The sequence below is a fragment of the Salirhabdus salicampi genome, from assembly GCF_024259515.1.
Classification (GTDB): domain Bacteria; phylum Bacillota; class Bacilli; order Bacillales; family Alkalibacillaceae; genus Salirhabdus_A; species Salirhabdus_A salicampi.
In genome coordinates, this window is sequence record NZ_JANBWE010000001.1 from 65,620 (window position 1) to 84,599 (window position 18,980).

Sequence of the window (18,980 nt, forward strand, 5' to 3'; positions counted from 1 at the left end):
TCATTAATTTAGTGTTGGTATTTTAGGACCTCCTTCTTCTTCATCATAAAAGGTTTGGATAGTGTCGATGTGAATAAACCAGTTTCGTTGTTCAAAGGTGTCAATGATACTAGTGTCTGCCTCAATTTCCACATAATCTTCGAAAACGTCTTTCACTGTTCCAATTAACATAAAGGGGTATTGTGATATTAAAAAAAAGGCTCTTTTCCCTTTAACCTTTATAAAGTGATTGCACATAGAGTCTAAACGTTTTTTCGGAATGTTCTCCGACTTCCCTTGATTATCAGGGGTATCTCCGGCCAATATAAATACCTCCTTTTCTATGAGAGTGGAAAAACAGTATCGGAACTAAAATTAGGGGTGAAAACGACAATTCTTTCTAATGGAAATCGTAATGGTGTTGGGAAGTTATATTCTGGAGCATTAAGCATTTTAATCGTTACAGGGGATAGTGTTATAAAACCGTCTGTAACATTTGTTAATGGACCAATAAAAATAGGCCGGAACGTTTGCCCCATAAGATTGAGTTGGTGCGCATCTAACATTACTAATATCTCCTGGTCCAAATAGTTCGCTAGTATGTCCTTTACATTCATTCTTCACCCTCCTTTTTTACTATACATATCCAATTTTCAAAATTGTGTATATGCGATAAACTCACTGTTTTTGAAAATGGATGTTTCAATGGAATATTAGGCACTAAAGCATGTGATAGTCACCTATATATTCCAACATGTTCTTTCTCTGTAAAGAATCATATGAAAACTCGAGCAAATAATAATGGGTGTTACAAATGAAAGGAGGAATTACAATGACACCCAAATTATTCGACGAAGTGAAAGTCGGCAATCTAACATTCAACAACCGTGTCGGTGTAGCGCCTATGACAAGGACGAGTGCCACAGATGAAGGTTCAGCAACGGATCAAATGGTTCGTTATTATGCGAAATTTGCTCGTGGTGGATATAGTTTAATCATTACAGAGGGCACATATCCCGATGATAAATATAGCCAAGGGTATTATAATCAACCGGGGATAATTAATGATGAACAAATGTCTGCATGGAAGCGTGTAGTGGACTCAGTTCATCAAGAAGGTGGAAAAATTATTGTACAACTTATGCACGCAGGTGCCTTGTCCCAAGGAAATCGGTTTACTAACGATACGTTAGCTCCTTCTGCCGTTCAACCGAAAGGGGAACAGATGGCGTTTTATGGTGGGGATGGTCCGTTTTCGGTACCAAAGGAAGCGACGAAAGAAGATATTACCGAGGTTGTGCAAGGCTTTGTACAGGCTGCAAAACGAGCAAAAGAAGCAGGCTTTGATGGTGTTGAAATACACGGGGCAAATGGGTATATTTTAGATCAATTTTTAACTGACTACACAAATAAGCGAACAGACGAATACGGCGGTTCTACGGAAAATCGGGTTCGTTTACTCGTTGAAGTTTCAAAACAAGTTCGTGAAGCGGTAGGGAATGACTTTGCCGTAGGTATTCGTATCTCACAAGGTAAAGTAAACGATTACTATCATAAGTGGGCGGATAAGGAAAAGGATGCAGAAATTATTTTTGGCCAACTAGGAAGTGCGGGATTAGACTTTATTCATGTTACTGAATTTGAGGCGTGGCAACCAGCATTCCCTGATGGAGAGGGAACCCATGCAACAGATTCAGCCTTCGGAAATGGAGGACTAACGCTTGCTGCACTCGCTAAGAAATACGGGAAGCTGCCAGTTATTGCAAACGGAAGTCTTCATGATCCAGAGCGTGCTAAAGAAATTGTAGAAAATGGCGATGCAGATATTATTACATTAGGACGTGGAGCACTTGCAAATGAAGATTGGCCGAAGAAAGTAGAGAATGGTGAACAGCCTGAAGAATTTGTACCAGAAAACTTTTTAAGTCCTGATGCGACAATTAAGGATCATGAAGCATAGGAGGTATACAGATGGCAAAAGTATTAGCGGTTTTATCAAGTGGCTATAAGGATGAGGAACATGATTATGAAACAGGTTGGTGGGGAGAAGAATTATTTGCCCCATTACATGCTTTAGAAGAGGCTGGTCATACAGTTGATCTTGCATCTCCATTAGGAGGGAAACCAACAGTTGACGATGCAAGTTTTCTACCGGAATATGACCCTGAAGGAACTTACAAAGCGTTGTATGAATCAGGCCGGGCTGACGACACTCAAAAGCTTTCGGAGGTTGACCCTAATGAATACGATGTTGTATTAATCGTTGGTGGACATGGTGCGATGTATGATTTAGCGAAAGACGAACACTTACATCAAATTATTAATACGATTTATGATAAAGGCGGAATTGTTGCGGCTGAATGTCACGGACCCGCACCTCTCATTTGGACAATGCGCCCAGACGGAAAAAGCATCATAGCAGGGAAAAAGGTGACCGGCTATCCAGATGAGATTGAGCCAGAAGGATTGCTTGATATTCTCCCATTTAGCTTAGAACAAGAAATGTCTAAAATCGCAAAATATGATAAAGGTGACCTAAATGAAAAAGCTCATGCAGTTTGGGGAGATGAACAAATTATTACCAGTCGAGACCCATTCTCCTCAGAGTTAATGGGAGAAGAACTTGTGAAAGCTTTAAAAAAGAAAAATGTTTAGTCTCAAAAACACCCATATTGGGTGTTTTTCCCTCTTTTCTCGGACAATAAAAACTATCAAAACCCGATAATGACAAGGGTTCATAATAATTTCTACATAAAATAATTTAGCCAAAATTGTTACAAATTGGATATAAGGTGAAAGTCACTACTTGTTTAGCATACTCGTCTCTAAACAGGTGCAAAATAAGGGAAAATCATCTTTTAATGACTAAAGGAGAATATCACATGGCGCTTAATGAACATGTCCCAAAGGAAGATACGTTCGATAGTACACGAGATTTACTTCGAGAAGGTTATATGTTTATTAAAAACAGAACCGATAAGTTTCAGAGTGACTTGTTTGAAACCCGCATATTAGGAAAAAAGGTTGTATGTATGACCGGCGAAGAAGCAGCAAAAGTATTTTACGACCCAGAAAAGTTTCAACGGAAAGGTGCTGTTCCATACCGATTGCAGCAATCGCTGTTCGGTGTAAATGCGATTCAGACAATGGATGGAAAGGCGCATCTTCATCGCAAGCTTTTATTTATGTCATTAATGACTCCTGAACATCAAGAGAGATTAGCGAAATTAACTAGGCAAGAATGGCAAGCCTCTGTACCCGACTGGGCAGGTAAAGACATCGTCCTTTTTGATGAAGCGAAAAAAGTGTTATGTCGTATCGCGTGTAAATGGGCAGGGGTACCAATTGATGATGGTGAAGTAAAAGATCGAGGCGATGATTTTGCGGCCATGGTTTATGCCTTTGGTGCAGTTGGCCCTCGTCATTGGCGAGGAAGGCAGGCCCGAAATCGAGCGGAAGCGTGGATCCAAGAGGTCATAGAACAAGTTCGGTCAGGTAATCTAACAGCAGAAGAAGATTCAGCATTACATAAAATGGCCCTTTACGAAGATGTAGACGGTAAACAATTTGATTCAAGAATGGCTGCCATTGAGTTAATTAACGTTTTACGCCCGATTGTGGCAATTGCAACGTTCATTACGTTTTCGGCGTTAGCCTTACACGATTATCCAGAATATAATGACAAGTTACAATCAGGGGACGATATGGCATTTGACATGTTTGCTCAAGAGGTACGCCGTTTCTATCCGTTTGGTCCTTTCCTCGGTGCGATGGTGAAACAAGATTTTGTGTGGAACAATTATGAATTTAAAAAAGGTCGTCTCGTCTTTCTCGATATGTATGGTACAAATCATGATGATCGACTTTGGGATGAACCAAACGAATTTCGTCCAGAGCGGTTTAAAGAATGGGACCAAAGCTTATACAAATTTATTCCCCAAGGGGGCGGTGACCCCGGAAAAGGCCATCGTTGTCCAGGAGAAGGTGTAACAGTAGAAGTGATGAAGGAAACGTTACATTTTCTCATTAATGACATTGAGTATGACGTTCCGGATCAAGATTTCAATATTAGTTTAAAGACGATGCCGACACTGCCCGAAAGCGGATTTGTGATGAGCAATATTACTAAGAAAAACGCTTGACTACTCATTAACAATAATTACCTCCTTTAGAGTCTAACGGTTTATAACAAACTATAAACAACATAAGTAAGGGAGGTAGTCGTATGACAGATAAGAAAAAAAATGAGCAAAAGGCAAAAAATACGGAAATTGATCATGATGGACGTACAGAGATTCCTGGTCACGAGAATCTTGATTTTCGTGACATAACGTATGCACCAGGAGAAAACAAATACTTAAACGAAAATGGACAGGGACCATCTGATGAAAAAGAATAAGAAACGGAAACAAGGCCGAAAGAATGAAAGGCATGACCACCCGTTTAGTGAGGAACTATCCGACGGTGGAGAGCGGGATCAATTTATTAAACAATTAAATGACGGTAAGCGATAAGAGCCTTTTGAAAGGCTCTTTTTTTGTTTTCGAAACATGGCATATAAAGAAGGGATACGAATATACTTTTGAAAACCTAGGAAAAAAGTATGAGGGGGGATTTTTTGTTCACATTGTACATGATTCTACTAGTGATACATATTATTGCCGCTGTCATTGGCCTTGGGGCAACGTTCGGCCTGCCTGTCGTGATGGGGCTTGTTAAAACGAAAGCACAAGCATTATTTGCCTATAATGTTTTTAAGGGAATTGAAAAACACGGAAAAATCGGAAGCCTTTCATTGTTGGTAACGGGACTTTTAATGGGATTTATTAATCCGTCCCTTTTCACACAAATATGGTACGTCGCTTCCATTATCATTTATATTGGGGTGCAGCCAATTGCTGCTGGAATATTACCGAGGAAAACAGAGTTACAAATTAAGGTGTTAGAAGAACATGACGGGGACGATTTACCAGAGAAATACTTCACACTAGCAAAAAAAATAAAACCTTTAAATAACGTGTTGCATATATCCGTTGTTGTCCTTATCTTATTGATGACTGTAAAGCCGTTTTAACAGGTTTTCCGTTGGATATAAAACTCCTCCTATTCGGGGGAGTTATTTTTATGGGTAATTTTTCTCATTTTAGCTAGATTGTATGGTATTCTAATAGAATAAAAATTGAATTATGTGGGGGATACATATGCGAAAAGTTGGACTTATTTTTTTTATTATGATGTTTGCTGCTATTTTATCAGCTTGTTCAGACGTCACAAATCAAACGAATGAAGTTATTGACTTAGTAAATCAGGGTGACTTTCAGCAAGCGAAAGAAAAAATTGAACAATACCGTAAGGACGATTCTATTTCTGAAGATGAATTATATGAAATATTAAGTAATGTAAATGAGGAGTCTTTAAAAAATATAAATGAGCTAGTGGAACAGTTTGAGCAAGGTGACATTGATGTAGACGGGTTCGAGAAAAAATTGGCAGGGTATGACTCGTTACAGATTGGAAATCTATTCTCCAAGCTATCGACTGTCGAAGATGAGACAGAGGATTTAGTAGAATCACGTAAGTCATTTGCTAGTGCTGTTGAATATTTCGAACAATCAAAATATAAAGAAGCAATCACTATGTTTCAAAAGACTAAAAAGAGTGATGTGAAGTATAGGGACGCACAGCAGTATATAGAAGATTCCCGGAGCGAACTATTAGAGCAAATAAAAACGGAGATTGCAGTACTGGCAGAGCAAGGTAATTATTACGGGGCGTATCGTTATGTAACTAGCTATGATCAATATTTCAACGGCGATGAAGCCTACTCTGCTTTAATAGCGGAACAGAAAAGTGCGTATTTTGATGCTACGGTAAAGAAAGTAGCTAATCTACGTAATGATAATGAATATAGAGTAGCTATTGAAGAACTAGAATTGTTGCATAGCACAATCGGAATGGACAACGAAGTACGTGAACTCATTTCAAAAGTGGAAACTGAACAACAAAATTATTATAAGAAACAGCGAGACGAAATCCTCGCAAACATGAACAGGGAATATGACGAAATGGATGATTTAACAAGTGTGACACCGAAGGGGATTGAACCTAGAACACTCCATTTACCAAGGGGCTCATTTACATTTTATCCAGTTGTTCAATTTTACGGTAATCAGCCAGGTAAAGGACAATCTGCTATTTCTATCGTTGCAGGATTTAGTCAAGATGACTGGATATTTATGGATGAAATTATTTTTAATGTAGATGGTGAGCGTTTTACATGGGGGATTTCATATGGTGAACGTGATACAGATATTGATGGAGGATATATTTATGAGTGGATATTTCGTACCCATGCTTATCAATATGATATTCTTGATCAACTAGAAAAAATCGCAAACGCTGAGTCTGTATCCATTCGCTTCAATGGGGATACAAGTTTACGTGATGAAACGTTGACGAAAAAACAGATTAATCAAGTTAAAAATGCACTTACACTGTACTATATGATTCAAGAATAAATGTCAACGAAGGCAGTTACCTTTAGGTAGCTGCCTTGTTCTATCTGCTGGGTAATCTTTGTTAAACTATAGTAAAATAAAATACATATAATTGTTTTTTATGGCACCTTAATGGAGGTAATGATGAAAACACGGTGGACAATCCTAGCCTTTATTCTATTTGCGTTAACAAGTTGTTCTGGAAAAGATAAAAATATGATGCCTAACGAACTAGAGTTCACCCCTCACAGTCAGAAACTCACGGAACTTGAAATGTTAGTCCCTGAAAGCACAGGGGATGGTATGGAATTGCTACGATTTTATCAAGGTAGAGAAGTGCAGAAACAATCAAACCCTGATATTCCGGATAGGGGACAGGTACTGGAAGTGGATGCTGAAGACAGTAAAGAACATGATAGCACGAAACGATATAGTGAAACGAATATAAAGGTGAAAAATATGTTGTTGCCTGAAGAAAATTCTGAACAAAGGGAAGAAGACATTTCCCATGTCGTTATCCACTTTATTAGCAACGTAGCAAATAATCCGAATAATCCTTATGATATAAATGATGTGTATTCCATCTTTTCTACCTATGGACTATCTGTTCATTATTTAATTGATCGCCAGGGAGTCATATATCGGCTTGTTCCCGAAGAAAGAAAAGCATATCATGCTGGTTCTTCAGGTCAACTTCCTCAATTTCCGCAATTAGATGGCAATTTGAATGAACATTCAATTGGGATCGAATTAATGGCGATTGGAACGAAGGAAGAAATGACTTCGATGATATCTGAGGAGTTATATGAGCGAATAGATCCCCGGTTGATTGGCTATACAGAAGAACAATATGGATCATTAAAAGCATTAATTCAAGATATCGTCAGTCGTTATCCGAAGGTGAAAAATAACCGTGACCATATTGTCGGACATGATGAATACGCTCCTCATCGAAAAAACGACCCTGGTTCATTGTTTGAGTGGTCAAAGATAGGATTTTAAGTGCTCTTATTGGAGGACCTCCGACAAACGTGGTAAGATGAATAACAATATATTAGTGGTTAAAGGAGAGTTAACGTTCATGCGAAAACTAACATTACTATTCATGGTTGTTTTGCTCTCTGCATGTTCAGATGAGTCTATTGAAGGTGTCGAAAGTTTTGATGATGATGGAAATGAACATTTACAAGACGTTAGTGATTTCAACCCAAATGATTATTCATCAGATCCGCCCACATCAGGACCACATATGGGGAATTTAGTGAAGGCTGGTTATTATGAGGAAATTATTCCAGATCCATATTTAATTCATAATTTAGAAGATGGATATATTGTCATTTATTATAATGAAGGTTCAATTGGTCACATTAAAGAAGACTTGCAACAATTGGCTGAAGAATCGAAAGGTCATAGTGGCGTTGTTGTCGTTCCGAGGTCCGGAATTGAAGAAGAGGTTATTTTAACTGCTTGGACAAAGATGCTTCGAATGAATGACTTCGATCGAGAGAAAGCTGAACAATTCATAAAAAAATATATCGGCATTGACCATCATTAAGACAGCTAGGACGTTAGGAGGATTATGATGATCGCGATTGACCAAGTTGTTGCCATTTTGAAGGAAAAAGAAGAACTGCGTAACCAGCGAATCGACACGTTACATCAAGATACCGGGATTGACTTTTCCCAAGGGGATGTAATCCCAAGTTATGCTTCCTTTATTGAAGACCCTGGTGAAGATGTTGAATCACTAATGTTGCGTTTATGTCGAATGACGGATTTATTTGCTCGTGTATATGAGGTTTTTGAGGAAAACGGAATAGCAATAGATGAATTTATGGGGGAATGGGACGTAAATAGTATCTTAAAAATGCTATTCCCGACGAAGAAAGATTTATTTGAGGTTATCGACGAATACGTAACATATGGCAAAACAGATGAAGATATGATTCTGTATTTATTCGGGAAATAATAGACAAAGTTGGTTTCAAGTCGTATTGAAATCAACTTTTTTTACAATTGTGCGCTAATAGGATTGGAATCATGATAGTTGGACTAGGCTGTGATGTCCCGTTCCAAGCTTTCAAACGTTAGCAATCAACTCAGTAAACGATGAACGAAGTGGTCATGTGAACGCAATATTTTTTCCTTCTGTGGCGTCGTTACATTTAGTTCCTATGTAGCCGCTAGGATTATACAAATCCTTTTCTATTAAAAAGGAGTAAAAACAAAGAACATGATTGTAGAAGGTTTCTTTCTGAAATGGTCGAATTGTCTTATTAAGTGTAAATAAGGAGGATATCTATGCTGACGGATTATCATGTACATATGATTGAAACGGGCGAGTTTTCGATTGATTATTTAAAACAATATATTGAAAAGGCGAGAAAAGAAGGCATTCAGGAGATCGGAATTTCGGAGCATGCTTACTTTTTTGAAGAGACTTCCGATATTATTTCCAACCCGTGGATCGACAATCGACGCGGATTAAAGTTCGCTGACTATTATCAGCTTTTTAAAGAGGCGGAAAAAGAAGGGCTTCCAATTAAAATGGGAATTGAAATGGATTACACCCCAGGGAAAGAGAAGGAAATGGAACAATTCATAAATCGCTACCCGTTTGATTATGTGATTGGTTCTGTACATTGGATTGGTGATTGGGGAATCGATTTACAAATATATCGTGACGAGTACGAAAAACGGGATTTATATGAAGCGTATGAACAATACTACGATCAAATTGTGACGTTAGCAGAGTCAAAACTGTTTAGCTTTGTCGGCCATATTGATTTAATTAAAATCTTTTCTTATAAACCGGATGATTCACAATTCATCGAACAGCAGTATGATCGAGTGGTGGAAGCGTTAGCTACGTCAGGCACATGTATTGAAATTAGTACGGCTGGCTTGCGTAAACCAGTTGGTGAGATTTATCCTGATCCCTTATTGTTAAAGAAATGTTATGAAGCAGGAGTAGGAATTGTTCTTTGTTCTGATGCCCATGCGCCAAAACATGTTGGTTATGCATATAATCAATCGTTGCAATTGGCAAAGTCAGTTGGATATAAAGAAATTCAAGTGTTTACCAATCGAGAGCGAAAAGCATATCCGTTAGGGTAAGAAAAGCTCGCCATCTGGCGAGCTTTACAAATGTTTAACCATCCGAACTGTTTGTAACTTATGACCATCGAAGTTGTCCTCATATTCGGATTCCACTTCAAATCCCTTAGCGTAATAAAAGTGGACTCCACTATCGTTTTCTTTCTCCACATTTACGTATACTTTATTTGCGTGATGTAACTGTTTTAGGCCCTCTTCTAACAATGAGGTACCAATTCCGTTTCCGTGGTATTGAGAATCTAAATAAATCGCATCAAGTTCAGTAAAACCGGCTGTATTTATGGGAGAGAAGTTTGCAAATCCGACGACTTTTTCGTTTACTTCGGCAACGTACATAATGGATTTCTCGACTCTCTTTTGCATCATTTCATTACTGTAAGCGAAGGAAATAAACCGTTCTTGTATGTCTTTTGGAATGATTCCGTCATATGTCTCATTCCAGCTTCTTCTCGCAATCTGTTGAACTGGCGATATATCGTTTTCTGTAATTGGACGTATTGTAAACTTCATCCTCATCCCCCAATTAATAACATTTATGTCAGTATATCATAAAAAATAGGAGATTGTAGTAAGAATTTACTAGGTTTATTGCAAATATCAACCTAAAAAAGAGGTAGTTACAACGGAATATATGATTCCTATGTCCCTTCTTTTACATATTCCTTTTTTAATAATCCCATCACATAAATATCGTGCCATTTTCCGTTTCTATATAGTGACTCCCTTAGTTTCCCTTCAATTTTGAAACCAAATTTTTCATACATTTCAACTGCTTTGTTATTAAACGAAAATACTTTTAGAGTAGCACGATGTAAATTAAGCTCATTGAATATGTATTTTAAAAGTAATTGAAATGCTTCCTTACCGTATCCTTTTCCCCAATAATCCTTTTCACCGATCATTATTAAAATTTCAGTATTTTGTTGTTCAAAATTAAGAAAGGGTAATGCCACTCTACCAATCTCTTTATTTGTTTTTTTCTCAACAATGATATAGTTCTTTCCATCCTTGATTTTTTCATAAAACGTTTCTATATCTTCTAAACTATATAAATCAAAAGAATCACTCATATTTACATATACTTCTGGATCATTTTGCCAACGATGAAGGATGGATATATCCTTTTTTTCTAACTTTCTAAAATAAATTCGTTCAGTCTCAAACAACATTTCAAAACCTCCTGATTAAAGTATTTTGTCTCTTCAGGAAAGCAGAACTTCAACAAAAAAGGTCTTATACTTCCTAAAGATATGTCCTTATTCATCCCCTTTATGAACGTAGAAAATCTCATAATTTACTACCCGTCTACTTTGGGAATGAAAGAAAAAAACACGTGAATTCGTTGGGAATTCACGTGTGAATGGGTTTCTTACAGTTGGATTGCTTTTGCTTCATATATGTCAGATAGTTCTAATATTGCGTTTAAATGGGAATGGTCTACAGCTTTGTCGACAGATAACATCATAATCGCATCCCCACCAATATTGGATCTTCCTACTTGCATTGTCGCAATATTGACATCATATTGCGCTAATAATGTACCAACCCGGCCGATGGCGCCCGGCTGGTCTTTATGTCGAATGAGTACCATATGTCCAACAGGTGTTACGTCAACAGTATAATCATCTACCTTCACAATTCTCGGTCCTAAACCATTTAGGACTGTTCCTGCGACCCGTTTTTCTCCCGTTTCGGTTTTCACCTCAACCGTAATTAAGTTGGTAAACCCTTTTGTTTGGGTTGTTTTATGTTCGTTCACGGTCATTCCTTTTTTATTGGCGAAGTAAATGGCATTGACGGAATTCACGTGATTTCCAAGGTGTCGCTGCAGAATCCCTTTAATCGTATTTCTTGTTAAGGGGGTTACATTCACTTCTGTTAATGAGCCGGAATAGTAAATGCTAATTTCTTCAATAAATTCATTTGCTAGTCGGGAAATAAATGCACCGATTTTTTCTGACAAATCGAAGTATGGTTCAATTTCCTTCATCACTTCTGGTGACACGGAAGGCAAATTAACTGGATTTTGGGCGGGTCCCCCTTGTAAAATGTTGATTACATCTTTACTAACGTCAATTGCAACGTTTTCTTGTGCCTCTACCGTGCTCGCTCCAAGGTGTGGGGTTGCAATAACCTGTTGTAATTCTAATAACTTTAAGTCTGTCGCGGGCTCTTCCTCAAAAACATCTAAGGCTGCACCGGCCACTTTTCCAGCTACTATTGCTTCGTAAAGGGCATCTTCATCTATAATTCCCCCTCGTGCACAGTTAATCATTTTTACACCGTCTTTCATTTTACGAAAGGCGTCAGCATTGATCATATGTCTCGTTTCTTTTAATAATGGTGTATGAACAGTAATGAAATCGGCAACCTCTAACACTTCGTCAAAGGTACCGTAGTTTATGCCCATTTTCTTTGCTTGCTCCTTTGTTAAAAAGGGATCGTAGGCAATGACGTTCATTCGTTGACCTTTCGCTCGGTATGCTACTTCAGCACCAATTCTCCCCATCCCGATAATGCCTAAAGTTTTATCTCTTAATTCCACACCGACATGGGATTTTCTATCCCACTTTTTCTGTTTTAACGCATAGAATGCTTGTGGAATTTTTCGTGCTAATGACATGAGCATCGCAATTGTATGTTCTGCAGCTGAGTTCGTATTTCCGTCAGGGGCATTTACAACGATGACTCCATGTTCAGTTGCAGCATCAAGGTCGATGTTATCAACACCTACACCGGCACGCCCAACGACTTTTAGCTTTTCTGCTGCTTGAAAGACCTCTCGCGTCACTTGCGTTTGACTGCGTACGAGTAAGGCATCATAGTCCCCAATCATCGAAATGAGTTCTTCTTTAGATAAAGATGTTTTGATCGTAACATTAACGTGTTCAGCCTGTTTTAACGGTTGGATTCCTTCTTCGCTTAATGGATCTGTAATCAGTACGTTATAAGACATGTTTACCCTCCCTATTCACATAAACGTTTTGTGCTGCTGCTACACCAGCACCTAGTGGTACTTCTTTTCCGATTTTGGTGAGACCAATTTCTAATAAACCAATATATTGTAAGACATCAGCAGGGGAGCAATAGCCCATATGGCCAACCCTGAAGATTTTCCCTTTCAGATGTTGTTGTCCACCTGCTAATGTTAAATTAAAGTCTTCCTTTACCGCTTTACGTAAGTCTTCCGCCGAAAAATCATCCGGTTTTATTGACGTAACTGTCGGAGATGCATCTTCGTCCGACGTTAGCAATGGGATGCCTAATGCGTGAACAGCACTTCTCGTCATATCCTTCATCATTTGATGTCGTTTGAAGACGTTTTCTACTCCTTCTTCCTCCATTAATGTGAGAACTTGCTCTAGTCCAAACAGCAAGGAGAGAGCAGGGGTAAACGGTGTTGAATCATCTTCCAGCTTCTTTTGATACGATGTTAAGTCAAAATAAAATCTAGGCTGTTTATTTTGATGAATCACATCCCACCCACGTTCACTCACACTTACCATCGTTAATCCAGCAGGCAGCATAAACGCTTTTTGGGACCCAGTAACGAGAACATCAATCGACCAATTATCCATTTCAACCTTCGCACCACCAACAGCAGAAACACCATCAACAATAAATAATGCGTTCGATTGTTCTCTAACAATCTTTCCAATTTGTTCAATCGGATTTAACACACCAGTTGATGTTTCACAAAACGTTGCAAACACGCCCTTAAGATTAGGGTGGCTCCGCAAAAACTGTTCAACTTGTTCAGGTTTTACTGCTTCTCCCCACGGAACTTCCAATACATGAGTTTGTAATCCATAGGTGTTACAAATTTTAACGAAACGGTCCCCGAAAGCACCTGTCACAATTACCAATACTTCGTCATTAGTAGACACCGTATTTACAACAGCTGTTTCTAAACCTGCTGTACCACTTCCGCTAATGAGTAGAACATCTTGATTTGTACCGAAAATCGGTTTTAGTTTCGGTTTAATGCGTTCAATTAATTGTTTGCTTTCGTTGCCACGGTGCCCTATCATAGGCTGGTTCATTGCTCGTTGTACGGACGGTGGAATAGGTGTTGGACCTGGAATGCGTAAAATGTGTTGATCTCGTAACATTGATTTTCCCTCCAAAATTTTATTGAAAATAAAAAAAACCTTTCACAACCCTTACATCATAAGGGGCGAAAAGTTATCTTTACGCGGTACCACCCTTTTTCACTAAGTCCATGATGAACTTAGCCTTCATTGGTCCCAATGCATAACGTGCATAAAGCGAACAAGCCTACTATCGTTCAGCCTGCCTACTCAGAAGTGCTATCTTATAAGAAGAAACACTGATTTCCACCAACCATCAGCTCTCTGTAGAATCTTAACAAATAAGATGTGTCTTCTTCATCGTATTTATGGATTAAAGTGTTAAATTGAATTTTCATATATAATAGCAAATATAAAGATATTGTCAACAGGAAAATGCCACTTAAATTTATGTTTTGTTTTTTATACACAAATTATGTTTAAAAAATAAACTGTTAGAAGAAAATACTAGCCGTAGCATACCTCTGGAAAGTACTTATTCTCAAACAGTAAAGGTTCGTATTTTCTGCAAAAATATGAAAATATAAAAGGGTTGAACAATGTCGAAACAGTTGTTATAATGTAAAATATAATCTCACATGCGGGTGTAGTTTAGTGGTAAAACCTCAGCCTTCCAAGCTGATGTCGTGGGTTCGATTCCCATCACCCGCTTTACAACGCAGTGTTTCGTTTGGATTGCCACGAAACATTGCGTTTTTTAATGGTTATGTTGAATTATAAAGTAGAGAAGTAGTATTCTGATGGGAGAATATAGTAATTGAGGTGTTAGGTATGCGCAAGCTTCAAACACATCTAAGAAATATAGACGGAAAAGGTTATAAAGGGTATAAATCAATCCAAGGAAAATATCAATTTCCCAACTTTGATTTGAACATTGACTATGTTCAAGGAGACCCGTTTGCCTCTCCATCCAAAATACGGATTGTCGTAAATGACAAACAAAAAGAGATTCGTTCGGAGTGGAAAGACGAAGCCCAACGAAAAGTGTATACGGAAGATTTAATTGCCCGTTACGTAGCGAAGGCGATTCATAAAACGACTATTAATGTAAAAGGAACAGGGAAAAGTGGCCTTGTTGCAATCGATGCACCTGGTCAAGAAGTTCTTGACCGCTCTGCAGTTATGATTGATGAACAAAAGACGACAATATGTCTTTCCATCGGCCTGCCAGCGAACGGACGGCGTATTAATGGTAGGGAAGCGGAGAAGCTCTTCTTTACTATTATTCCAAAGGTAATGGAAGAGTCAATTTTCTCTATCCCTGATCAAGAGTTTGTTCGTGTTGTCCAGCTTGCTGATCAACATGAAGCAATACGTCATAAAATGAAGGAAAATGGTTGGATTTCATTTATTGCCGATGGATCAATCTTGCCTCGTGAAAGTGGCATTAGTAATCGCCCAATGAAAAATGCCGTTCCGTTTCAAAGCCCAGAAGAGAATAAAGTATCCATTGATCTTCCTCACCGAGACGAACCTCTTACAGGTATGGCATTGAAACAAGGGATTGTTCTGATTGTTGGTGGAGGCTATCACGGAAAAAGTACGTTATTAAATGCGATTGAACGAGGCGTCTATCACCATATACATGGAGATGGCCGTGAGTACGTATTAACTGATCCACACGCCGTAAAAGTAAGGGCGGAGGATGGAAGAAGTGTTACGACTGTTAATATTTCTCCGTTCATTAACAATTTACCCCACGGAGCAGATACGGAGCGGTTTAGTACGGAAAACGCTAGCGGAAGTACGTCACAGGCAGCGAATGTGATGGAAGCATTGGAAGCAGGTGCAACGACGCTTTTAATTGATGAAGATACGAGCGCAACGAATTTTATGATTCGGGACCAACGTATGCAACAACTTGTTGTGAAAGAGAAGGAACCGATTACCCCTTTTATTGATAAAGTAAAACAAATGCGTGATCAGCTTAATGTCTCTACGATATTAGTAATGGGCGGTTCAGGTGCATACTTTGATGTTGCAGATGATATTATCATGTTGGATGAATATATTCCTTCCAATGTTACGGACAAAGGAAAAGCGATTGCCGAATCCGTACCGTATGTTCGTAGTGATGAGGGAGGGGAACAGTTCGGTTCCATTCCGAACCGCCGATTTTTACCGCCTAGCATAAATAGCCGTAAAGGGAAAAAAGAAAAGATACAGGCGAAAGGGTTGCATACCATTTTAATGGGGAGAACCGAAATTACGTTAGAGGGTGTCGAACAGCTAGTAGATGGATCACAGACGAGAATGCTTGCCCAAATCTTGTCTTATCTAGAGAAGGAACAGTGGTTACAAAAACATGATTCGTTAAATGATCTGCTCAATAAAATTGAACATCAATGGACCGAAAAAGGGATTGCTGCATTCTCTCCTAACCCGGACGAGCATCCAGGAGATATTGCGAAACCAAGGAGATTTGAAATAGCAGCAACCTTGAACCGTATCCGCATTGCAAAGGTGAAAAGCTAACAACTTAGAAAGGAGGGATCACATGAATCAGTCTCTAAAAGAAGAAATTATTCAATATAGTAAAGAGATTGGCATTGATAAAATTGGTTTTGCATCTGCTGACGTGTTTGAGACGTTAAAGGACCGTTTGTTAACTCAGCAAGAGTTAGGATACCAGTCAGGCTTTGAAAAAGGTACCGTAGAAGAACGTACAACGCCGGAGAGGTTATTGCCAAGGGCAAAATCAATTATTTCAATTGCGATGGCATATCCCTCCAAAATGAAGGATGCTCCCAGAAGTACAAAGGGAGAGCGTCGTGGCTTATTTGCCCGTGCATCCTGGGGGACGGATTATCACCATATTTTGCGTGAACGATTAAATAAATTAGCTGATTTTATTCAGCAAAAGTATCCCGAGGCAACGGTAAAGTCGATGGTTGATACAGGAGAACTATCTGATCGTGCTGTTGCAGAACGAGCAGGGATTGGGTTTAGCGGGAAAAACAGTGCGATTATTACACCGGAATTTGGTTCCTACGTTTATTTAGGAGAAATGATTACGAACATTCCGTTTGAACCTGATCAACCCCTTGAGGAAGATTGTGGTGACTGCAACATTTGTGTGGATGCATGTCCTACTGGAGCTCTTGTGCAAGGTGGACAATTAAATGCTCAACGTTGTATTGCTTTTTTAACACAAACAAAGGGTTTCTTACCTGATGAATTCCGTGATAAATTAGGAAACCGCGTTTATGGTTGTGATACGTGTCAGCTCGTTTGTCCGAAAAATAAAGGGAAAGACTTTCACTTCCATGAAGAAATGGAGCCAGACCCTGAAGTCGTCAAGCCGAAGCTAAAGCCAATGCTGACAATGTCAAATCGTGAATTTAAGGAGAAATTCGGTTACATTTCTGGATCTTGGCGTGGAAAAAAACCAATACAAAGAAATGCTATATTAGCTCTCGCCCATTATAAAGATGAAACGGCAATCGATGATTTGATCTACGTCATGGAGAATGATCCACGACCTGTTATTCGTGGCACAGCTGCATGGGCGTTAGGGAAAATTGGTGGTGACCAAGCTGAAGAAGCGCTTGAAAAGGCGATTTCAAAGGAAAAAGATGAAGAAGTAATAGAAGAAATGAAGAAAGGGCTCGCCTTCTTTGCAAGTGTTTAGTCAAACTTGAATAAACTAAATTAACGTAGCGGTACATGTCACATGTACTGCTCTTTTTTTATAAGATGTAAGAATGTACCTTCACATTAACGATTAACTAATGTAAAATGTACAAAAATGGAAAAGGGGTATTAAAATCGTGACACATTCCCTCTTATTTGTGGATGCAATTGAAACTCCAATAGGACCACTTACTATTGTTGTGAGTGACGAGAAAGTTTGCTTCATTAATTATGGCTCCTTAGACCAAACTCGACCATTGGTAAAAAGATGGGCTAAAGCTCATTTATTAGGAGAACGATTGCTTCGGGAAGAAAACTCGATACTCCAGATGGCGAAACAGCAGTTACATGAGTACTTTCAAAAAGAACGAACATCTTTCAATCTTCCATATGCACTACATGGAACAACATTTCAACGAAAAGTATGGGAAGCATTGCAAACTGTTCCATACGGAGAAACGTGTTCCTATAAAGACATAGCAATTAAAATCCAATCTCCAAAGGCCGTTCGAGCAGTAGGTGGTGCCGTAAATCGAAATCCACTTGCTATCATAATTCCATGTCATCGAGTGATTGGAAGTAACGGTGCGTTAGTAGGGTATAACGGTGGCTTGGATAAGAAAAAAACTTTATTAAAGTTAGAAGATGTTCAACAATTTATTAAAAGTTCGTAGGAGAGTCAACTCAACGTTACAGTGAGGGCTCTCTTTTTATGTTTTTTTCATGAATTACTGCCTCCTTTTCATAATGTAAAGAGAGAGGGAGGGTTGCGGATGAAAAATGAAGCGAATGAAGCGTTGAAAAAAGAATGGATTGCAGCACTGATTAAGTCTGTTAAAAATATGGATTGGTGGGAGCGAAAGCAGAAGGCTTTTGCCAATCGCGGTGTGAAAGTATTACGGGCAAACGGTGACGGACAAATTTATCGTGACTTAGTACCAAATGAACGTACCAATGTTATAGAGTACGGCATACACTTTTCATTTTTATTAAGACAAAATGATCACGTATTTATGGAGGAGCAATTAGTTCATTTATCAGCGCGGTTTGAAGAAAATAAGTTAGTTGAACACTCGGTTGTTTCGAATAATGTGAATCAAGGGAGGGAAGGCCAGTTTACCCCAGAACGCTCACATAACGAAGAGTTTCATAGTCGGTCATTCGAATACGATAGAAGAAAGGCTGTTCAATACGCGGAACGATGGTGGAACGATTTTAACCCTAAGTATTATCAGTTTGAGAAAGATTGTACGAATTATGTTTCCCAATGTTTGCACGCAGGTGGTGCACCGATGTGGGGGTTTCCGAGCCGATCGAAAGGATGGTGGATTCGGGGGGATAATTGGAGTTATAGCTGGTCGGTAGCCCATTCCTTCCGCTGGTATTTAAGTAGTTCTGATAAAGGGCTGATGGCACAAGAGGTAACAGATGCAAAGGATTTATTACCTGGTGATGTCATATGTTATGATTTTGAAGGAGACGGGAATTGGAACCATACAGCAATTGTTGTCGCAAAAGATGGGCGTGGTGAACCGTTAGTCAATGCCCATTCTGATAATAGTCGCAATCGTCATTGGAGTTATGAGGACTCTTATGCATGGACGACTAAAACATCATACAAGTTTTTCAAAATAAAAGGGTAAAATATGATATAATATTCGGG

Annotated in this window: 21 protein-coding genes, 1 tRNA gene and 1 other annotated feature; of the genes, 16 read left to right on the forward strand and 6 right to left on the reverse strand. The window is 38.8% G+C overall.

Features of this window, described 5'->3' with window-relative positions:
* Window positions 1–3: 3 nt before the first annotated feature.
* Window positions 4–303: a hypothetical protein gene (locus tag NLW78_RS00345; protein ID WP_254494286.1), complete on the reverse strand. Its 300-nt coding sequence runs from the start codon at window positions 301–303 to the stop codon at window positions 4–6.
* A 17-nt stretch (window positions 304–320) separates the two neighbouring features.
* Window positions 321–596 carry a hypothetical protein gene (locus NLW78_RS00350; protein ID WP_254494287.1) on the reverse strand — a complete coding sequence of 92 codons (276 nt, stop codon included), beginning with the start codon at window positions 594–596 and terminating at the stop codon, window positions 321–323.
* Window positions 597–811: 215 nt separating this feature from the next.
* Here NLW78_RS00350 and NLW78_RS00355 point away from each other — a divergent pair, with 215 nt between their 5' ends.
* The 11 genes from NLW78_RS00355 (at window position 812) to NLW78_RS00400 (ending at window position 9,593) form a co-directional block, all read left to right on the forward strand.
* Window positions 812–1,939 (forward strand): NADH:flavin oxidoreductase, encoded by a 1,128-nt coding sequence (locus tag NLW78_RS00355; protein WP_254494288.1) that lies wholly within the window; start codon window positions 812–814, stop codon window positions 1,937–1,939.
* Window positions 1,940–1,950: 11 nt separating this feature from the next.
* Window positions 1,951–2,634 (forward strand): type 1 glutamine amidotransferase domain-containing protein, encoded by a 684-nt coding sequence (locus tag NLW78_RS00360; RefSeq protein ID WP_254494289.1) that lies wholly within the window; start codon window positions 1,951–1,953, stop codon window positions 2,632–2,634.
* Window positions 2,635–2,861: 227 nt separating this feature from the next.
* The gene (gene cypC, locus NLW78_RS00365; protein ID WP_254494290.1) at window positions 2,862–4,121 is read left to right on the forward strand and encodes a CYP152 family fatty-acid peroxygenase CypC; all 1,260 of its coding nucleotides are present in this window, start codon (window positions 2,862–2,864) and stop codon (window positions 4,119–4,121) included.
* Between the two features lie 83 nt (window positions 4,122–4,204).
* Window positions 4,205–4,378, forward strand: a complete 174-nt coding sequence (locus NLW78_RS00370; RefSeq protein ID WP_254494291.1) for a hypothetical protein — start codon at window positions 4,205–4,207, stop codon at window positions 4,376–4,378.
* Complete coding sequence (locus NLW78_RS15515; RefSeq protein ID WP_302328392.1) at window positions 4,365–4,493, forward strand: hypothetical protein; 129 nt, start codon at window positions 4,365–4,367, stop codon at window positions 4,491–4,493. Before NLW78_RS00370 ends, NLW78_RS15515 begins: the two co-directional genes overlap by 14 nt.
* 104 nt (window positions 4,494–4,597) lie before the next feature.
* Window positions 4,598–5,053 (forward strand): DUF2269 family protein, encoded by a 456-nt coding sequence (locus tag NLW78_RS00375; RefSeq protein ID WP_254494292.1) that lies wholly within the window; start codon window positions 4,598–4,600, stop codon window positions 5,051–5,053.
* A gap of 127 nt (window positions 5,054–5,180) precedes the next feature.
* Window positions 5,181–6,497 carry a hypothetical protein gene (locus NLW78_RS00380; protein ID WP_254494293.1) on the forward strand — a complete coding sequence of 439 codons (1,317 nt, stop codon included), beginning with the start codon at window positions 5,181–5,183 and terminating at the stop codon, window positions 6,495–6,497.
* A gap of 123 nt (window positions 6,498–6,620) precedes the next feature.
* Window positions 6,621–7,478, forward strand: a complete 858-nt coding sequence (locus NLW78_RS00385) for an N-acetylmuramoyl-L-alanine amidase (protein ID WP_254494294.1) — start codon at window positions 6,621–6,623, stop codon at window positions 7,476–7,478.
* A 79-nt stretch (window positions 7,479–7,557) separates the two neighbouring features.
* Window positions 7,558–8,031 (forward strand): DUF3105 domain-containing protein, encoded by a 474-nt coding sequence (locus tag NLW78_RS00390; protein WP_254494295.1) that lies wholly within the window; start codon window positions 7,558–7,560, stop codon window positions 8,029–8,031.
* Between the two features lie 27 nt (window positions 8,032–8,058).
* Window positions 8,059–8,445: a hypothetical protein gene (locus tag NLW78_RS00395; protein WP_254494296.1), complete on the forward strand. Its 387-nt coding sequence runs from the start codon at window positions 8,059–8,061 to the stop codon at window positions 8,443–8,445.
* 332 nt (window positions 8,446–8,777) lie between these two features.
* Window positions 8,778–9,593, forward strand: a complete 816-nt coding sequence (locus NLW78_RS00400) for a histidinol-phosphatase HisJ family protein (RefSeq protein WP_254494297.1) — start codon at window positions 8,778–8,780, stop codon at window positions 9,591–9,593.
* 24 nt (window positions 9,594–9,617) lie between these two features.
* On the opposite strand, the gene NLW78_RS00405 is transcribed toward NLW78_RS00400, so the two are convergent.
* The 4 genes from NLW78_RS00405 to NLW78_RS00420 form a co-directional block, all read right to left on the reverse strand.
* Window positions 9,618–10,103 (reverse strand): GNAT family N-acetyltransferase, encoded by a 486-nt coding sequence (locus NLW78_RS00405; RefSeq protein ID WP_254494298.1) that lies wholly within the window; start codon window positions 10,101–10,103, stop codon window positions 9,618–9,620.
* A gap of 128 nt (window positions 10,104–10,231) precedes the next feature.
* The gene (locus NLW78_RS00410) at window positions 10,232–10,762 is read right to left on the reverse strand and encodes a GNAT family N-acetyltransferase (RefSeq protein ID WP_254494299.1); all 531 of its coding nucleotides are present in this window, start codon (window positions 10,760–10,762) and stop codon (window positions 10,232–10,234) included.
* A 200-nt stretch (window positions 10,763–10,962) separates the two neighbouring features.
* Entirely contained in the window at window positions 10,963–12,549 is a 1,587-nt protein-coding gene (gene serA / locus NLW78_RS00415) for a phosphoglycerate dehydrogenase (protein WP_254494300.1), read from the reverse strand.
* On the reverse strand, window positions 12,539–13,705 hold the full coding sequence (locus NLW78_RS00420; protein ID WP_254494301.1) for a pyridoxal-phosphate-dependent aminotransferase family protein: 1,167 nt from the start codon (window positions 13,703–13,705) through the stop codon (window positions 12,539–12,541). The genes serA and NLW78_RS00420 overlap by 11 nt, the downstream gene beginning before the upstream one ends.
* Before the next feature lie 58 nt (window positions 13,706–13,763).
* Window positions 13,764–13,994, reverse strand: a binding site (T-box leader).
* A 270-nt stretch (window positions 13,995–14,264) separates the two neighbouring features.
* On the opposite strand from NLW78_RS00420, the gene NLW78_RS00425 reads away from it, so the two are divergent.
* The 5 genes from NLW78_RS00425 (at window position 14,265) to NLW78_RS00445 (ending at window position 18,960) form a co-directional block, all read left to right on the forward strand.
* Window positions 14,265–14,335, forward strand: a tRNA-Gly gene (locus tag NLW78_RS00425).
* A 120-nt stretch (window positions 14,336–14,455) separates the two neighbouring features.
* Window positions 14,456–16,159: an ABC-ATPase domain-containing protein gene (locus NLW78_RS00430; protein ID WP_254494302.1), complete on the forward strand. Its 1,704-nt coding sequence runs from the start codon at window positions 14,456–14,458 to the stop codon at window positions 16,157–16,159.
* Between the two features lie 22 nt (window positions 16,160–16,181).
* Complete coding sequence (gene queG, locus NLW78_RS00435) at window positions 16,182–17,315, forward strand: tRNA epoxyqueuosine(34) reductase QueG (protein WP_254494303.1); 1,134 nt, start codon at window positions 16,182–16,184, stop codon at window positions 17,313–17,315.
* Window positions 17,316–17,454: 139 nt separating this feature from the next.
* Complete coding sequence (locus tag NLW78_RS00440) at window positions 17,455–17,991, forward strand: methylated-DNA--[protein]-cysteine S-methyltransferase (RefSeq protein ID WP_367617645.1); 537 nt, start codon at window positions 17,455–17,457, stop codon at window positions 17,989–17,991.
* Between the two features lie 99 nt (window positions 17,992–18,090).
* Window positions 18,091–18,960, forward strand: coding sequence for an amidase domain-containing protein (locus tag NLW78_RS00445; RefSeq protein WP_254494304.1), 870 nt, complete (start codon window positions 18,091–18,093; stop codon window positions 18,958–18,960).
* Window positions 18,961–18,980 lie beyond the last annotated feature (20 nt).